The organism is Streptomyces antnestii (genome assembly GCF_004005495.1).
GTDB classification, from domain to species: domain Bacteria; phylum Actinomycetota; class Actinomycetes; order Streptomycetales; family Streptomycetaceae; genus Streptomyces; species Streptomyces antnestii.
Genome location: NZ_RZYA01000001.1, coordinates 1,068,977 through 1,083,542, shown reverse-complemented (window position 1 = coordinate 1,083,542; position 14,566 = coordinate 1,068,977). Strand labels below are relative to the sequence as shown.

Genomic DNA, 14,566 nt, shown 5'->3' with positions numbered 1-14,566 from the left:
CTACCACCGACGCCGCAGACAGGCATCCCTCGGCCGACTGACCCCCATCGAATTCGAGACCGTCATGACCACACCGGCCCTCCAGGCCGCGTGACCCAACCTGTCACCCAACCCTGCATCAGACCCGAGGTATCGGCCCGTTCAGAGGCTTCTACCCATTGCTCGACGGGCCCGAGTCAGGGGCCATGCTCGTCGGCTATGTCGAATTCCTCACTTACGAATTGGCCCCAACGGACCCACCACCCACACCCGCCGGGGTGTTGTCCTTCTGTTTCGAACATGAGATGTCGGGGATGCTGTTGGACTTCCGCCACCCCGAGGGGCAGATGTGGCTCTGGGATCAAGGCGATCGGCACAAGCTGGACCTGACCTTCCCTCAGTGGCTGGAGGCATGGCTCGGCGAGCGTCTGACCGACCAGTTCTTGGAGTCGCGAAAGTTGCAGGACGAGTCGTGGGTCGGTGACTGGTGAGCGAAGAGCTGCCCCCAAGCACGTTCGAGGTTCCGGACTCGCTCTAGAGACCTTCAACGGCTGAGGCTACGGCGGTTGGAAGTCGAGGCCGGTCTTGGCGATGTGGCCGTCGATGAGGCCGGGCCGGTACTGCATCCGTTTGAGCCGGGTCTTCACCAGCGCAGTGAGCTGGTCGAGGCTGTGTTTGGTGAGGTTGGCCAGCGACCGTTTCAGGTGCGACCACACGCCTTCGACCGGGTTGAACTCGGGTGCGTAAGCCGGTAGTTGGTAGACGGTCAGCCATAATCGGGCGTCGATCAGCTTCCGCATGCTGCGGCTGACGTGTGTGTTCAAATTGTCCCAGACCAGGACGATCGGGCCGCCGAGCTGCTGGTGTGCGGCATCCAGCAGGCGTGCGTAGTCGGTCTCGGTGAAGCCCTTGCGCCGGCCCTTGGCGGGGCCGCGGTCGAGATGGATGCGATAGATCATCCGGGGCCGGTGGCCGGACTTGGTGCAGATCAGTGCCGCCATGGAGACGCGTTTGGTGCCCGCGGCGGTGACGCGCACGACGGGTGTGTGGCCTCGTCGTCCCCAGGTGCGGCCTTTGGGCGGCCTCAGCCCCTGGCCTGCTTCGTCCTGGAAGCAGAGCCAGGCGCCCAGGTCCGCCGCCGTCTTTTTATGACGGGCCACTGCTCGTCCTTCCAGGCGGCGACCTTCTCCTCGTCGCGCTCGGTGGCCTTGCGGGAGGGGACCTGCACGCTCCAGCCGATGCGGTGCAGCAGCAGATCCAGCCCCGCCAGGGTGTACTCCACCCTGAACCGGCGGTGCATGACCTCGGCAATCCTCGCCAGGGTCCAGCACTGATCGCTCCAGCCCGCAGCGGCCGGGCCGGCATCCAACACTTCCTCCAGCACGCGCAGTTGACTCGCATCGAGCTTGGAGCGGGCACCGCTGGCTCCCTTGGAGACCAGTGCCTGACGCCCGCCCGCAGCCAACGCCCGCCGCCAGCGGTTCGCCGACATCCGGGTCACCCGGAACCGCCGGGCCACCTCCCGGTCACTGGCCCCCGCCTCGATCAGGTCAGCAGCCGCCAACCGGACCCGCTCACGCCGAACCCGCTCCTCAGCCGCCAGCCCTCCGCCATCGGGATACCTCATCCCTTCGGCATAGCGCGAACCACGACAGCCGTCACGTCCCCACGTAACCCACACCCTTAAAGATCTCTAGCCGTCCTGCAGCGCAGCAGTCCCAAGCCCGTGCTCGCCCGCGCAGACCGCGCTGTGATCGCCGCTCTGTTCCGGCTCCTGAGCAAGCGTCACCGTTCAGCAGTGAAGTTGCTGGTCACTCCGCGTACCGTGCTGCGCTGGCACGCGAGACTGATCGCACGGAAGTGGACCTACCCGCCCCGCCGTCCTGGCCGCCCGGCCAAGCCCGAAGCCCTGCGCGCTCTGGTGTTGCGACTGGCCCGCGAGAACGACACCTGGGGGTATCGCAGGATCCACGGCGAACTGCGCACCATGGGCTGGAAGGTCGCCGCCTCCACCATCTGGGAGATCTTGAAGAAGGCCCAGGTCGACCCGGCGCCCCAGCGTGCCGACCGTTCCTGGTCCCGGTTCCTCAAGGCCCAGTCCCAAGGGATCCTCGCCGTCGACGTCCTCCACGTCGACACCGTGCTCCTCAGGCGGCTGTACGTCCTGTTCTTCATCGAACACGACACCCGGCGGGTACACATCGCCGGCATCACTCGGCACGTCACCGCCGAGTGGGTAACCCAGCAGGCCCGCAACGTCCTGATGAGCCTGGACGACGTACGCACCGCCGGCATCAGGTACCTGATCCGCGATAACGCCGGCTACTTCACCGAAGCCTTCGACGCGGTGTTCACCGCAGCCGGCGCCCGCGTGGTGCCCATCCTGCCCGGTGCGCCCCGCATGAACGCGATCGCCGAGCGATGGGTCGGATCCTGCCGCCGCGAGGCCACGGACCGCATCCTCATCACCGGAGAGCGCCACCTGCGCCTCGTCATCGACCAGTACGCCGACCACCACAACAAACACCGGCCGCACCGATCACTCGGCCAACGAAGCCCCGACGGTATGGACACGCCCGAACCACTCGCCGCCGATGACCAATCTCGTGTCATCCGGCGCGACCGCCTCGGCGGCCTCATCAACGAATACACGCAGGTCGCATAAGGTGACAGCGTTTCCGGCACTCACACCCCCAACATCGGAACGGCAGACCGATACGACGTGGCGGCAGCCCGCTACGTGCACATCCTCGGTGTGACCTCCCATCCGGACGGGCCGTGGACCACACACCAGGCCCGCAGTCTCCTGATAAACCTCGGCCACCGAGCATCCGAGTTCGCCTTCCTCATACGCGACCGGGCCGGCCAGTTCAGCAGGTCATTCGACCTGGTCCTCGCCAGCGAAAGTCGGAACGGTTCAATGAGACAAGTGACACCGAGGACCCGCTGTTCCAACTCAGGGACCCGCACTGACCCGGCCATGGCCACACCACACCAGCTGAGCCAGAACCCGAGAACGGGAGTCGCTTATCGACGACTTCGGGAGCCCGTCGACCGACTCATGGCACTGGTGGATGCCGAGTCCTGCCCCTGGGGCGGCCCGGGCGCCCCGCTGTCCCTCACCTCGGGCCGCTCCACCGTTCAGGGAGGTAGGATCAACCGCCGCATCTCTGGGGAGAGCTAAGGCAGTTGACGCTTGGGGGCGACGTGGTGGAGGACGGCAGACCTGCGCGCAGAACTTGGGGAGCTGTGTGGGGGAAGGCGTTGCTCGTCGTGGCGGCCGGGCTGGTCGCCGGACTCGCGGTGGCCTTCCACTGGTTCGGCTGGACCTCGATACCGGGCAACGCGTGCGGCGGCCGTTTCAGCCCCTGCCCCGACGGCACCACCCCCACCATCCTGCTGGCGTTCCTGTGCACCTTCGCGGGTACGGCCCTGGTCAACTGGCGGGTCGCCGCACTGACCAGGGTCCGGCCCGGAAAGGCCCTGCCCGCCGTGCTCGTCGGCATGGGCATGGTCCTCGCCCTCTGGCCGGGATGGCAGGCGTACGCGTGGATGCGAGGCCCTGTCCTCGACCGGGCCTGGGTCGCGCCGGTCGACCGGCCAGGCACCGTCAAGGGCGTGGGCAACTGGGCCCTGGACAGCGCCGTCGTCCGCGCCCGCACCGACGGTCTGACCAGCTACGACCTCGCCGACGGGCATGAGCACTGGAGCCTTGGCGCGCCCGTACGCGGATCGGCGTGCGCCATGAGCGACTCCGTGGTCGACGGCATCGGTGTCATCGCCTTCGGCCGCGAGGATGAACCGTGCGACACAGTGTGGGGCGTGGACACCACGAGCGGCCGCAAACTATGGGAGCGGAAAATCAAGGGCAGCGCCGAGTTCGGGCTGCCCACCGACGGTCGAGTGGCCGCCGACAGCGGCGTCGCCGTCGCCCTGGAGGCTACCGCTGTACGGGGCTTCTCCCTGCGCGCAGGCGTCCCGCGCTGGAAACTGGACCTCGACGAGGGCTGCTCGCCGGTCGTCGCCTCGGCCGCGGCGGGCCGTACCCGAGTGGTCGTCCAGTGCATGAGCGACTCCGCGTTCCGCTCGCTGGAACTGGTCTCGCTCGACACCGCGACCGGCACGCACGTACGCCGTACCGGGCTGCCGGCGGAGAGCCGCTGGGAGACGGTCATGGTGCTCTCGGCCCGGCCGTTCGCGCTCTGGCTCAAGGAGAAAGACGACCGCGGGACCGACGCTGTGCTCGCCTTCGGCGACCAGGACCGCCTGCGCGGGTCGGTGAAGGTCTCGGGGCGCGAGGAAGACCTGCGCATGACCGTGGACACCGGACAGGGCTTCGACGCCCGGCCCGCGCTCCGCGCCGTGGTCGTCGGAGACGTTCTGGTGACCGCGGTGACGAAGCCGGGCGAGGCCGTCCCCGGCGCCGTGTCCGGCTACGGGCTCGGCAGCGGACGGCGACTGTGGCACGCCGCGGCGGGCGGGCCGGTCACGGCCCTCACCCGGCTGCTCGGGAACCGGCTCGCTGTCCTCGCGGGCGGGCGGATCGGCTCCCTCGACCCGCGCACCGGACACCTCGTCGAGGGTCCGCTGATCCGCGAGGGCACCGACGACGTCGCCGAGACCGCCCAACTTGTGCCCGGCCGCGACGGCGACTGGCTCCTCGTCAACCCCGACGGGACCGGCGTCACGCCGCCCCTCCTCAGGGTCAGCCGCTGACCATTTCTGTACCTTGCTGACCGTGTGAGTGCCGACAACCCGTGTCACCCGATACGCGGCCTGCGTGTATTCATGGATCAGCCCTCCGAGCCGGTCGTGCCGGATGATGCGGGTCTGCTCGTCTTCGGCGGGTCGTGGGGGCGCGTGGAGACCGTCTGGAGATCGCTGTCCGAGTGATCGGTGGGGGCGGTGATCGTTGTAGTGGTGGGCGTACTCGTCGACGACGAGGCGTAGATGTCGTTCGCTCGTGATCAGGATGCGGTCGGTGGCCTCGCGTCGGCATGTTCCCACCCAACGCTCTGCGATCGCGTTCATCCGCGGTACGCCAGGAAAGATGGATGCGGGCACCGGCCGGTGCAGCAGGCCCGGAACCTTGCCACCGAACTGGGCACACGCAAGGAGTTCCTGCGCTTCCTGCTGGGTGACCGCGACGGCAAGTATGGGCAGTCCTTCGACGCCGTCTTCGAGGCCGAGGAGATGGAGATCCTTCTGAGCGCGCCACGGGCCCCTCGGATGAATGGCGGCGGGCGGGTGATCGGCAGCATCCGGCGCGAGGCCCTCGGCCATGTCCCGTAGCGCTTCAAAACTGATTCACCGCTGCTGACCTGGGCGTTGTCTGTGGTCGGACATGATCTGTCATTGTGCTCGTACGGATGATCTACTTGCTCGCCACGCGGGCCTTCGCATGGCTCGCTCTGCTGTGTCGATCCACCGCGGCCAAGAACGCCGAGATCCTCGTCCTGCGACACGAGGTCGCGCTGCTGCGCCGACAGGTCTCCGCTCCGAGGCCCTCCTGGCCGGACCGGGCGCTCATCGCCGCGCTCGCCCAGCTACTTCCCCGCGGGCTGCGACGCCACCGAATAGTCTCCCCACGCACCCTGATCGCCTGGCACCAACACCTAATCAAGAAGAAGTGGACCCAGCCGCTTCCTCCGGGTCGCCCACCCATATCCGGCGAGCTCCGCGACCTGATCATCCGGCTCGGTACCGAAAACCCGAGGTGGGGCGCCCGCCGCGTACACGGCGAACTCCGCCGACTCGGCCACAAAATCAGCGCGGCAACGGTCCGTCGGGTCCTGCGCGCCGCCGGCGGCCTCGGCCCCATGCCGCGCCGACACACAGCGCGCCGCGAGTGGAGCGTATTCCTCAAAGCCCAGGCCAGTGGTCTGCTCGCCACAGACTTCTTTCATCTCGACACGATCACACTGCAGCGGCTCTACGCCCTGTTCGTCATGGAAGTCCGCACCCGCACCATCCACATCCTCGGCGTTACTCCCCACCCCACCGCCGCCTGGGCCACCCAGCAAGCCCGCCAACTGCTGTGGCAACTCGGCGAGCGCGCGGCCGACTTCAGCCACCTGATCCGGGACCGGGACGCGAAATTCACTGACGCCTTCGACGCCGTCCTCGGCGGCGAGGGCATCACCGTGGCCAAGATCCCTCCGCGCAGCCCCAACTGCAACCCCCACGCGGAGCGGTTCATACGCTCCGTACGCGAGGAGTGCACCGACCGCCTGCTGATCTTCGACCGCGGACACGCCGAGAAGATCCTCCACGACTACGCCCGTCACTTCAACAGCCATCGGCCCCACCAAGGCCGCAACCAGCTCGCGCCATACGACGACCCTAACGTCATCCCCCTGCCGCCGGCCCGGCTCGCACGCCGACAAGCAGTCGCTGGCCTGATCAACGAGTACCGCCGAGCAGACTGACCGCTCAACAAACCCCCAGGTCACGCCGGATGAAGGCATTTTGAAGCACTACGGGCCTTGTAGCCGGTGATCACCGCTGGGTCGGCGTCGGGATCACTGTCGTCGAGCCCGACGAACCCCAGGTCGGCGATCGCGCCGAGTCCGGCCGCCCGCAACTTCTGCGTGAGCTTGTCGTGACGGCAGGCGGTGATCTCCGAGGTCCGCCCGGGGCGGGCCGCCGAGACCCACAGCAGGCGGCCCCGCTCGTCGGTGACCGCGATCACGAGCAGGCCATGGCATTTGTGCTGCCGGAGTAGTTCTTCCGGTTCTCCGTGCCGGTGCGGCGTCGGGTGCGGATCAGCGTGCCGTCCAGCAGCACCACCCCGCCACCCCGCCCTGCCGGGCGATCTTTTTCAGGGCCCGGTCCAGGCGTGGGGCGCGGGCGGCCAGCAGGCCCACGACTTCCCTGACCCACCGTCCCACGGTGGTGCGGTGTATTCCGTTGCCGCCGGCCAGGTCGCCCGGCCGCCGGTCACAGCGCAACACCGCGAGCACGATGCCAGCGATCGCACCCGTCTCGTGTGGCTACGGGCGTGCGGTGAACCGCCCGTCTGGCCGCTTGCGCAGCCGGCCACGGTCGGCGAGTTTGGTCAGCTTCGCGCAGCGGTTCCAGTTTGCCGCGCGCCGTCACCTCCAGGCCCAGCTCCTCGCCGACATCCTTGGCCTGCACCGGGCCATCGGCAGCCCGGACGATCGCCAGGATCTTGCGGTCGTCGCCGGGCAGGGCGGCCTCGTCGGGAGTCTCGCTGCGGTGCGGGACCAACAGCACCGCCCGCCCCGTCACCCGGGCGGGAGCCGGGGCGACGGCCTCCGCCGCGGCCCGTTCCTGCTCGGCCCGCACCTCCTGCAGCTGCTTGGCCAGTTCCTCGGCGAGCGCGTCCAGTTCACTGAGGCGAGCCGTGATCCACTCCAGCCACGGAGATCAGCGCGGTCTGCATCGACCGGGCCTTCTGCGGGCAGGGCCTGGCCGCCCGCCTGGTCCTGGCGGTGGCCCCCGGCGTCCGTGCCCGCGACGAGAGGCCCTTCCTGCACACCTCCGCGCACAACACCAACGCCATCCGGGCTGTACGAGTCGCTGGGCTTCCGGCTGCGCCACCGCACGGCGTTCCTCGCGGCGCGGGTGCCGTAGACAGCGCGGCAGCAGTAACGCAGATGCGCGAACGAGCGGTGGGCGATCGCCCCCGCGGCTGGACGTACACTCCACACATGGGTCGCACATGCACAGTGAGGGAGTGCCTGCTCCAGACCGCTCATGCCCTGTGCCCGTCCGCCGCGTGCGCGACGGCCGTCGACCCGGCGAACCCGCCGGCGATCCACTGTCGCGCGTTGCACGGCCACGGCTAGCGATTCCGCGCAATTCTCGGCATTTCCCAGATCATTCCGCCCCTGCAGGTGGACCATTTTCTGCGCGGCCGCCCCTCCCCACCTTGTAACCGCACGGCGACGGTCCTCGCCAAAATTTCCTGCTTCGTCGTTCTTTGCCACCCTTTGGTGCCCTGGTGCCGCCTGCGCGTCGACCGCCGGACGACCGGCAGCCGGTGCATCTCCGAGAGGACCCTTGTGAAGTTGAGCGAGCTGCTCGCCGGGCACGATCATGAAGTCATCGAGGGCGATCCGGAGACGAGGATCACCGGAGGCACCTGCTTCGACGCCCACCGCGCCGCTCCGGGATCCCTGTTCATCGCGGTACCCGGTCATCGCGAGGGCGGCCCCGAGTCCGTCGGACCGGCTCTCGCACGCGGCGCGGTGGCGATACTCATCGACTCCGCGACGGCGCAACTTCCGGTCGCGACCTGGGCGTCGGCAGCTGGTGTATGCGTCGTAGCCGTCGCGGACACGCGCAAGGCGGCCGCGGTCGTCGCCTCCCGCTACCACGGGGAGCCAGGCCGGCAGATGAAGATGGTGGCCGTCACCGGCACCAACGGGAAGACGTCGGTTTCCTCCATGGTGGAGTCGGTGCTGAGGATCGCCGAGCACGCCAGGGTGGGGGTCATCGGGACGGGCGGCAGCCGGATCGGCGACGAACTGATCCCGATGCCGAGGTCGGTACTGACCACACCGGAGGCGCCGGACTTCCAGTATCTGCTCGGGTGCATGCGCGACCGCGGTGTCGGCACCGTGGCGCTCGAAGCCACATCGATGGGCCTGTTGACACATCGCCTCGACCACTCGTTCATCGACGTAGGGGTGTTCACCAACCTGACGCAGGATCACCTGGACGACCACGGCACCATGGACAACTACCGGGACGCCAAACTGCGTCTGTTCCAGGGGCTGTGCCGGCGTGCGGTGGTCAACGCAGACGACCCGGTCGGAGCCGGCATCGGGGCGATGATGCCCGGCGCTGCCGTCACGTACGGCATCGACGCGGAGGCGGACTACCGGGCGACCGACCTCACCATGGACGCCGTCGGCACCCGCTTCACCCTGCACCACGCCGGCCACAAGTATCCGGCGGCGATCCCCGTGCCTGGACGGTTCTCCGTCTCCAACGCACTGGCCACTGTCGCAGCCTGCCACCTCATCGGGCACAATCTGGCCGGACTGGTCGCCGCACTCGAGCAGTTGCCCCCGATCCCGGGAAGGTTCGAACGCTACGAGACCCCGGACGGCACGTCCGTCATCGTGGACTATGCGCACTCCCCGGACTCACTGGAGAAGGTGCTGACCACCATCCGCGGCTTCGCCTCCGGCCGGGTCGTCACGGTCTTCGGCTGCGGCGGGGACCGGGACGTCACCAAGCGCGCCCGGATGGGGGAGATCGCCGGCACCTACTCCGATCTGTGCGTTCTCACTTCGGACAATCCCCGGAACGAAGACCCCCGGGCGATCATGGATCAGATCGTCCCGGGCCTGCTCGCGAGCGGCACCACTTTCGAGCGGTTCGCAGACCGCCGCCGCGCCATCTCCTTCGCCCTGTCCGCCGCAGGGCGCGGCGACGTCATCCTGATCGCGGGCAAAGGCAGCGAGCCCTACCAGATCGTCAACGAGGAACTGCTGCCGTTCAGCGACATGGAGACGGTACGCGAACTCGCCACGCGATAGGCGTACCGGCCTTCTTGACGCCCGGCGCTGATTGCAGTGCCGGGCACGAGGACGTGCATCTGCTCCAGACGCCGACCTGCTGACTGACGCGCAAGGGCAGGTCCGCGGCCTGGCCGAAGCGAAGGTGGTCGTCCGGCACATCGTCGGCCTCCAGCGCCATCAGGGACCCGCTGCCCGCTGCACACCAGACCTCGTGGCCCCGCGGCTACCTGGGGGACGTGCGGGCCGCCCGCATTTCCGTCGGCGTGGACACCTGGTGATGCTGATCGGGGCGGGTCGGCCCGTCCGGCTACTCCATGCCACAGCTCGGTGCGTTAAGCACCCGGCACCAGACCAATCGCCCACCTCAAGAACTGGCGCGTGCTCGGCAAGGTACGCACCGACCCGAAGTGGGCGACTGCCCTGGTCAGGACCCTGCTCGTCCTGACGAACCGCAAAGTCGTCCGCTGACCGACGATCTTCACCAAAGTCATCCGGCCCCACCCAGCACGAGCATCCAGAATCCTGCGCACACCAGACCCGTGACCAGCAACTTCACGATGCACACCACTCATTGATGAGACCGCCGAGGCGTTGTCGGCGCTTGATCCGTTCGTGGGAAGGACTGGCGATGGGGTGGTCGGGCCGTTGCGGATGCAGTTGTTGTTGACGGTGGGGCCGGCGTCGCGGCCAAAGGCGCGCAGGCCAGATGGATCTTGCTGGTCAGGCCGCCCCGGGAACGTCCGAGGCCGGGGCTGCGGACCCCCCATTTCGGGCTCCGGCGGAATGCTGATGGGCCCGCACGACGGTGGAGTCGACCGACACCAGCCAGTCGACCTCCCCAGCCGCATCCGCCCGGGCCTGGGCGGCCTCGAGCATCCGCTCGAAGGTGCCGTCCAGAGCCCACCGGCGAAACCGTGTGTGCAGCGTGGCCCATGGGCCATACCGCTCGGGCACATCCCGCCAGGCCGTGCCCGCCCGGAACTTCCACACGATCCCGTTGAACACGGTCCGGTCGTCCAACCGCTTCCGCCCCCGCAAGGACTCAGGCAGCAGTGGACGGACGAACTTCCACTCCTCATCAGACAGTTCACGGCGACGTATCACGACGTATCACCCGGCCGTGATCCAACATTCAAGATCACTTTAAGGGTCGTAGCCTGATCCGGTGTGCGCCGCAGGATCTCGTCGCAGGCGGACCGCCGTCAGCGGTGGTGGGCGGGCCTGCGGCGCTGCTCGGCATCGGTCAGGGCCGGCCGCCTGTAGTCGATGTCCGTGGGGTTGAGCGTGACACCGGGGGCGACGAACTCGTCGATGCGGTCGAGGATCTCGTCGTCGAGGCGGATCTCGGCGGCGGCGAGCTGGTCGGTGAGCTGCTCGACCGTGCGGGCGCCGAGGATCACCGAGGTGATGCCCGGATGGGTCGACGCGAAGGCGAGCGCCAGGTGCGTCAGGGAGATACCCGCCTCGTCCGCCAGGGCCGACAGGCGCTCGACGGCGTCGAGTTTGCGCTGATTGCCCGGCAGGTCGAGGTTGAACTTGTGGGCGACCGCCTGCCGGAAGTGGTTCATCTCGATCGGCTTGCCGCGGCGGAACTGCCCGGTCAGCCAGCCGCTGTTGAGTGGACTCCAGGTCAGCACGCCGAGTCCGTACTTCTGCGCGGTGGGCAGAACATCCGCCTCGATGCCGCGCACGAAGACGGAGTACGGGGGCTGCTCGGTGCGGAAGGGGATGTGGCTCCGGCGGTCGGCGGTCCACTGGGCCTCGACGAGTTGTTCGGCGGGGAAGTCCGAGGTCCCGATGGCCATGATCTTGCCTGCGCGCACCAGGTCGGACAGGACCGAGAGTGTCTCGTCGATATCCGTGCTCGGGTCCGGGCGGTGTACCTGGTAGAGGTCGATGCGGTCGGTGTCCAGGCGGCGCAGGCTGTCGTCGACGGCCTTGGTGAGCCAACGGCGGGAGTTTCCCTGCCGGTTGGGGTTCTCGTCCTTGAAGCGGACCGGGAAGTGTCCCTTCGTCGCGAGTACGACTTCGTCGCGGCGGTCACGGATGGCCTTGCCCACGATCTGTTCGGCTTCGCCGCCCGAGTACTGGTCGGCGGTGTCGATGAGATTGATCCCGGCGTCCAGGGCCGTGTGGATCAGCCGGGCCGCGTCGTCGTGATCTGCGTTCCCCCACTCGCCCAGGCGCAGGGTGCCCAGCGCGAACTTGCTGACCGATATGCCGGTGCGGCCCAGCTTCCTGTGCTGCATCACTCACTGCTCCTTGATGTCGCCTCTCCCCGCGAACGGGGCCCGGAGTTGCTACCTCTCCGACGCCATGAACCTAAGACATGCAACACACGTGATGCAAGTATGAGTTCTGAGGGAGTGCGGATGTAGCGTGTCGGTGTGACGGCGCACAAGCAACAGATGGAACAGCAGGCAAAACGACCCCTTCGGGCCGACACCGAGCGGACCGTGCAAACGATTCTGGAAGCGGCCGAGCGCGTCCTGGCCGCCGACCCGGCGGCGACCATGGGGCAGCTCGCCCAGGCCGCCGGCGTCGCCCGGACCACGGTCCACCGCCGATTCGCCACCCGTGAGGCGCTCCTGGACGAGCTCACCGGCTGGGCCGCCCGCCAGTTCGCGGACGCCGTCGACAGCGCCCGCCCGGACGCCGCCCCGCCGCTCGTCGCCCTCTACCAGGTCACGGCCAACGTCCTCCGCGTGAAGACCGACTGGTCGTTCGCCATGAACCGCACGGCCGACGACGCCCACCCCGAGGCGGCCCGCATCCACGCCGAGGTCCGGGCCACCTGCATCCGGCTCTTCAGCCGATCCCAGGAGGCGGGCGTGCTCCGCCCCGACATCGACCTCGACTGGACCCGGCGCGTCTACTACGCCCTCATCCACGAGGCAGCCAAGGAGGGGGCGGGAGGTGGCGACACGGATTCGCTCGCCACCCGCGTCGTGGACACATTGCTGCGGGGCGCCGGAGCTCCGGCCGGACTCGCCGGGCAGACGGGAATTTGAAGACAGGCCCTAGGCGACACCTCTCCGCTGACGCAGGCCGGAGTGCCGGGCATCTCGGCCACTCGCAGGGAGGCGGCTGCCCATGCCCCTGCATTGGTCGGGTACCGCGCTGTGCTCGTCTAGCAACCGCTCGTAGATACGCTTGACCGTGTGCCGTTGCTTTCGCGGTGCTGTCAGGTCCTACTGGTGAAGAGGCGGTGTTCTAACCGTGCGCAATTCGGCGTGCGTGGGGACCGGGTAATGCCTGCCTCGCCCAGCGCTGCCCCGGATGCCCCGGTGCGTGCGGCTGCCACGATGGGGTGGAAATAGCGTGCTGCGACGTCGCTCTGTTGCTACCCTCGCATCCATGATCACGCTTTCGCCTCAGCACTGGATGATGCCCCGCCGACGGGGCTGCTGAGAACGGACGCGTACCGAATCCGAGGCCCCGGGACGGGGCCTCGATTGTTGTGCGACCAGGCCTCGCTACCCGGTAGGAGGACCGATGACCGCACGACGCCGCTACATCACCACGACCATTCCCTACGTCAACGCCCGCCCGCACCTGGGCTTCGCCCTGGAACTCGTCCAAGCTGACACATTGGCCCGTCACCACCGCCAACGGGGCGAACAGGTCCGGCTGCTCAGCGGAACCGACGACAACTCTCTGAAGAACGTCCTGGCCGCCGAAACGGCCGGCATCGACGTGCAGTCGTTCGTCGACCGCAACGCCGACGCGTTCGCCGCCCTGCGTGGCCCACTGGCACTCTCATTCGACGACTTCATCCGCACCAGCAGCGACCCACGTCACCGCGTCGGAGTCGAACGACTGTGGCGCCAGTGCGCAGCGTCCGGCGACCTCTATCGCAAAGAGTACGAAGGCCTTTACTGCGTCGGCTGCGAGCAGTTCTACACCCCCGACGAACTGGTCGAAGGACGGTGCGGCGAGCATGGCACCGAACCGCAGCTCGTCGCGGAAGAGAACTGGTTCTTCCGGCTTTCCCGCTACGCCGACCGCCTGCATCAACTGATCTCGAGCGGCGACCTGCGCATCGAGCCCGCAGCCCGCCGCAACGAGGTCCTCGCCCTGATCGAACGTGGCCTGCACGACTTCTCCGTCTCCCGCTCCCACAGCCGCGCCCGCGGCTGGGGCATTCCCGTGCCGGACGACCCGAGTCAGGTCGTCTATGTGTGGTGGGACGCCCTCGGTAACTACGTCACCAGCCTCGGTTACGGCACCGATGACAGCACCTACAACCAGTGGTGGGAAACCAGCGAGCGCCGCGTCCACCTGGTCGGCAAGGGAGTGGTGCGCTTCCACGCCGTGTACTGGCCGGCCATGCTGTTGTCTGCCGGGCTCCCGCTGCCCACCGATATCCTGGTCCACGACTACCTCACCGTCGACGGCCGCAAGATCAGCAAGTCCGCCGGAACCACCGTCGACCCGGCTGCGCTGGCCGCAACATATGGCACCGATGCGTTGCGCTGGTGGCTCCTGCGCGATGTGCCCCGGGTCGGGGATGCGGACTTCACGCCCGACCGGCTGACCACGCGCGCGGATGCGGATTTCGCGGGAGGGCTGGGCAACCTCGTCCACCGCATCGTGACCATGGTTCACCGCTTTCGCGGCGGGATTGTCCCCGCCTCTGCGCCGGTAAATCCCGGGGAGCTGGCGCTGGTGGACGTTTGCCGGAAGGCGCCTGGCCTCGTCGATGCCGCCCTGGCCGACTTCGACTTCCGCCGTGCCATCCACGCTGTCTGGGAAATCTTGGAGGAGGCCAATCGATGTATTGACGCGACCCGGCCTTGGGAGCTGGCTCGGGAAGAGCGCAGAGGCAACGGTGAAGCACCGAAGCAACTCGACACCGTCCTCGGCACGCTGGTCACAGCGTGCCGCGTGCTGGCCGACGAACTACGCCCGTTCATCCCAGATGCCGCCACGCGGATCACCGGACAGCTGACAACGGTCGAGAGGCTTCTGCCCGCAGCACAGCCGCTGTTCCCACGCCTTCACGAGGACACGCCGCCAGCCTGATCTCCGATGCTCATGAACTTGGTCGCGCCGCCCTCTCGATCTCCGTGCAGCTTCGGGAGGGGGCGCCC

Annotated in this window: 11 protein-coding genes and 3 pseudogenes; 8 read left to right on the top strand and 6 right to left on the bottom strand. The window is 68.2% G+C overall.

Features of this window, described 5'->3' with window-relative positions; genetic code table 11:
- Positions 1 to 185: 185 nt before the first annotated feature.
- Positions 186 to 470 carry a hypothetical protein gene (locus EOT10_RS04635; RefSeq protein WP_127826677.1) on the top strand — a complete coding sequence of 95 codons (285 nt, stop codon included), beginning with the start codon at positions 186 to 188 and terminating at the stop codon, positions 468 to 470.
- 66 nt (positions 471 to 536) lie between these two features.
- Here EOT10_RS04635 and EOT10_RS43060 read toward each other — a convergent pair.
- Positions 537 to 1,606 (bottom strand): IS630 family transposase gene (locus EOT10_RS43060; RefSeq protein ID WP_431313253.1). Its coding sequence is split into 2 segments (ribosomal slippage): positions 537 to 1,129 and positions 1,129 to 1,606, totalling 1,071 coding nucleotides; the frame shifts between segments, so codons are not numbered across the junction.
- Between the two features lie 171 nt (positions 1,607 to 1,777).
- Here EOT10_RS43060 and EOT10_RS04620 point away from each other — a divergent pair.
- Entirely contained in the window at positions 1,778 to 2,644 is an 867-nt protein-coding gene (locus tag EOT10_RS04620) for an integrase core domain-containing protein (RefSeq protein WP_223280765.1), read from the top strand.
- A 608-nt stretch (positions 2,645 to 3,252) separates the two neighbouring features.
- Complete coding sequence (locus EOT10_RS04610; protein ID WP_223280764.1) at positions 3,253 to 4,695, top strand: outer membrane protein assembly factor BamB family protein; 1,443 nt, start codon at positions 3,253 to 3,255, stop codon at positions 4,693 to 4,695.
- Between the two features lie 216 nt (positions 4,696 to 4,911).
- On the opposite strand, the pseudogene EOT10_RS41740 reads toward EOT10_RS04610, so the two are convergent.
- Positions 4,912 to 5,010: pseudogene (locus EOT10_RS41740) on the bottom strand (integrase core domain-containing protein); the annotation flags it as partial.
- A gap of 338 nt (positions 5,011 to 5,348) precedes the next feature.
- On the opposite strand from EOT10_RS41740, the gene EOT10_RS04595 reads away from it, so the two are divergent.
- A complete protein-coding gene (locus EOT10_RS04595; RefSeq protein ID WP_189491120.1) occupies positions 5,349 to 6,407 on the top strand; it encodes an integrase core domain-containing protein in 1,059 nt (352 codons plus the stop codon).
- 20 nt (positions 6,408 to 6,427) lie between these two features.
- On the opposite strand, the gene EOT10_RS41735 is transcribed toward EOT10_RS04595, so the two are convergent.
- On the bottom strand, positions 6,428 to 6,670 hold the full coding sequence (locus EOT10_RS41735; RefSeq protein ID WP_262985393.1) for a transposase family protein: 243 nt from the start codon (positions 6,668 to 6,670) through the stop codon (positions 6,428 to 6,430).
- Between the two features lie 248 nt (positions 6,671 to 6,918).
- Positions 6,919 to 7,287 (bottom strand): hypothetical protein, encoded by a 369-nt coding sequence (locus EOT10_RS04585; protein WP_223280763.1) that lies wholly within the window; start codon positions 7,285 to 7,287, stop codon positions 6,919 to 6,921.
- A 74-nt stretch (positions 7,288 to 7,361) separates the two neighbouring features.
- On the opposite strand from EOT10_RS04585, the pseudogene EOT10_RS04580 reads away from it, so the two are divergent.
- Together EOT10_RS04580 and EOT10_RS04575 are read left to right on the top strand one after the other, a co-directional pair.
- Positions 7,362 to 7,575 (top strand): annotated as a pseudogene (locus EOT10_RS04580) (GNAT family N-acetyltransferase); the annotation flags it as partial.
- A gap of 431 nt (positions 7,576 to 8,006) precedes the next feature.
- Entirely contained in the window at positions 8,007 to 9,491 is a 1,485-nt protein-coding gene (locus tag EOT10_RS04575; RefSeq protein ID WP_127826774.1) for a UDP-N-acetylmuramoyl-L-alanyl-D-glutamate--2,6-diaminopimelate ligase, read from the top strand.
- A 661-nt stretch (positions 9,492 to 10,152) separates the two neighbouring features.
- Here the strand turns inward: EOT10_RS04575 and EOT10_RS04570 are convergent.
- Together EOT10_RS04570 and EOT10_RS04565 are read right to left on the bottom strand one after the other, a co-directional pair.
- Positions 10,153 to 10,526 (bottom strand): annotated as a pseudogene (locus EOT10_RS04570) (IS5 family transposase); the annotation flags it as partial.
- 149 nt (positions 10,527 to 10,675) lie between these two features.
- On the bottom strand, positions 10,676 to 11,722 hold the full coding sequence (locus EOT10_RS04565; RefSeq protein ID WP_127826672.1) for an aldo/keto reductase: 1,047 nt from the start codon (positions 11,720 to 11,722) through the stop codon (positions 10,676 to 10,678).
- A gap of 159 nt (positions 11,723 to 11,881) precedes the next feature.
- Here EOT10_RS04565 and EOT10_RS04560 point away from each other — a divergent pair, with 159 nt between their 5' ends.
- Positions 11,882 to 12,484, top strand: coding sequence for a TetR/AcrR family transcriptional regulator (locus tag EOT10_RS04560; protein ID WP_127826773.1), 603 nt, complete (start codon positions 11,882 to 11,884; stop codon positions 12,482 to 12,484).
- A 484-nt stretch (positions 12,485 to 12,968) separates the two neighbouring features.
- A complete protein-coding gene (gene metG, locus EOT10_RS04555) occupies positions 12,969 to 14,498 on the top strand; it encodes a methionine--tRNA ligase (RefSeq protein WP_127826671.1) in 1,530 nt (509 codons plus the stop codon).
- Positions 14,499 to 14,566: the final 68 nt, after the last annotated feature.

Bases quoted from the DNA above. Each gene is read 5' to 3' on its own strand.
- EOT10_RS04635 (WP_127826677.1), top strand. From the start codon at position 186: ATGCTCGTCGGCTATGTCGAATTCCTCACTTACGAATTGGCCCCAACG.
- EOT10_RS04595 (WP_189491120.1), top strand. From the start codon at position 5,349: ATGATCTACTTGCTCGCCACGCGGGCCTTCGCATGGCTCGCTCTGCTG.
- EOT10_RS04565 (WP_127826672.1), bottom strand. From the start codon at position 11,722: ATGCAGCACAGGAAGCTGGGCCGCACCGGCATATCGGTCAGCAAGTTC.
- EOT10_RS04560 (WP_127826773.1), top strand. From the start codon at position 11,882: ATGGAACAGCAGGCAAAACGACCCCTTCGGGCCGACACCGAGCGGACC.
- metG (WP_127826671.1), top strand. From the start codon at position 12,969: ATGACCGCACGACGCCGCTACATCACCACGACCATTCCCTACGTCAAC.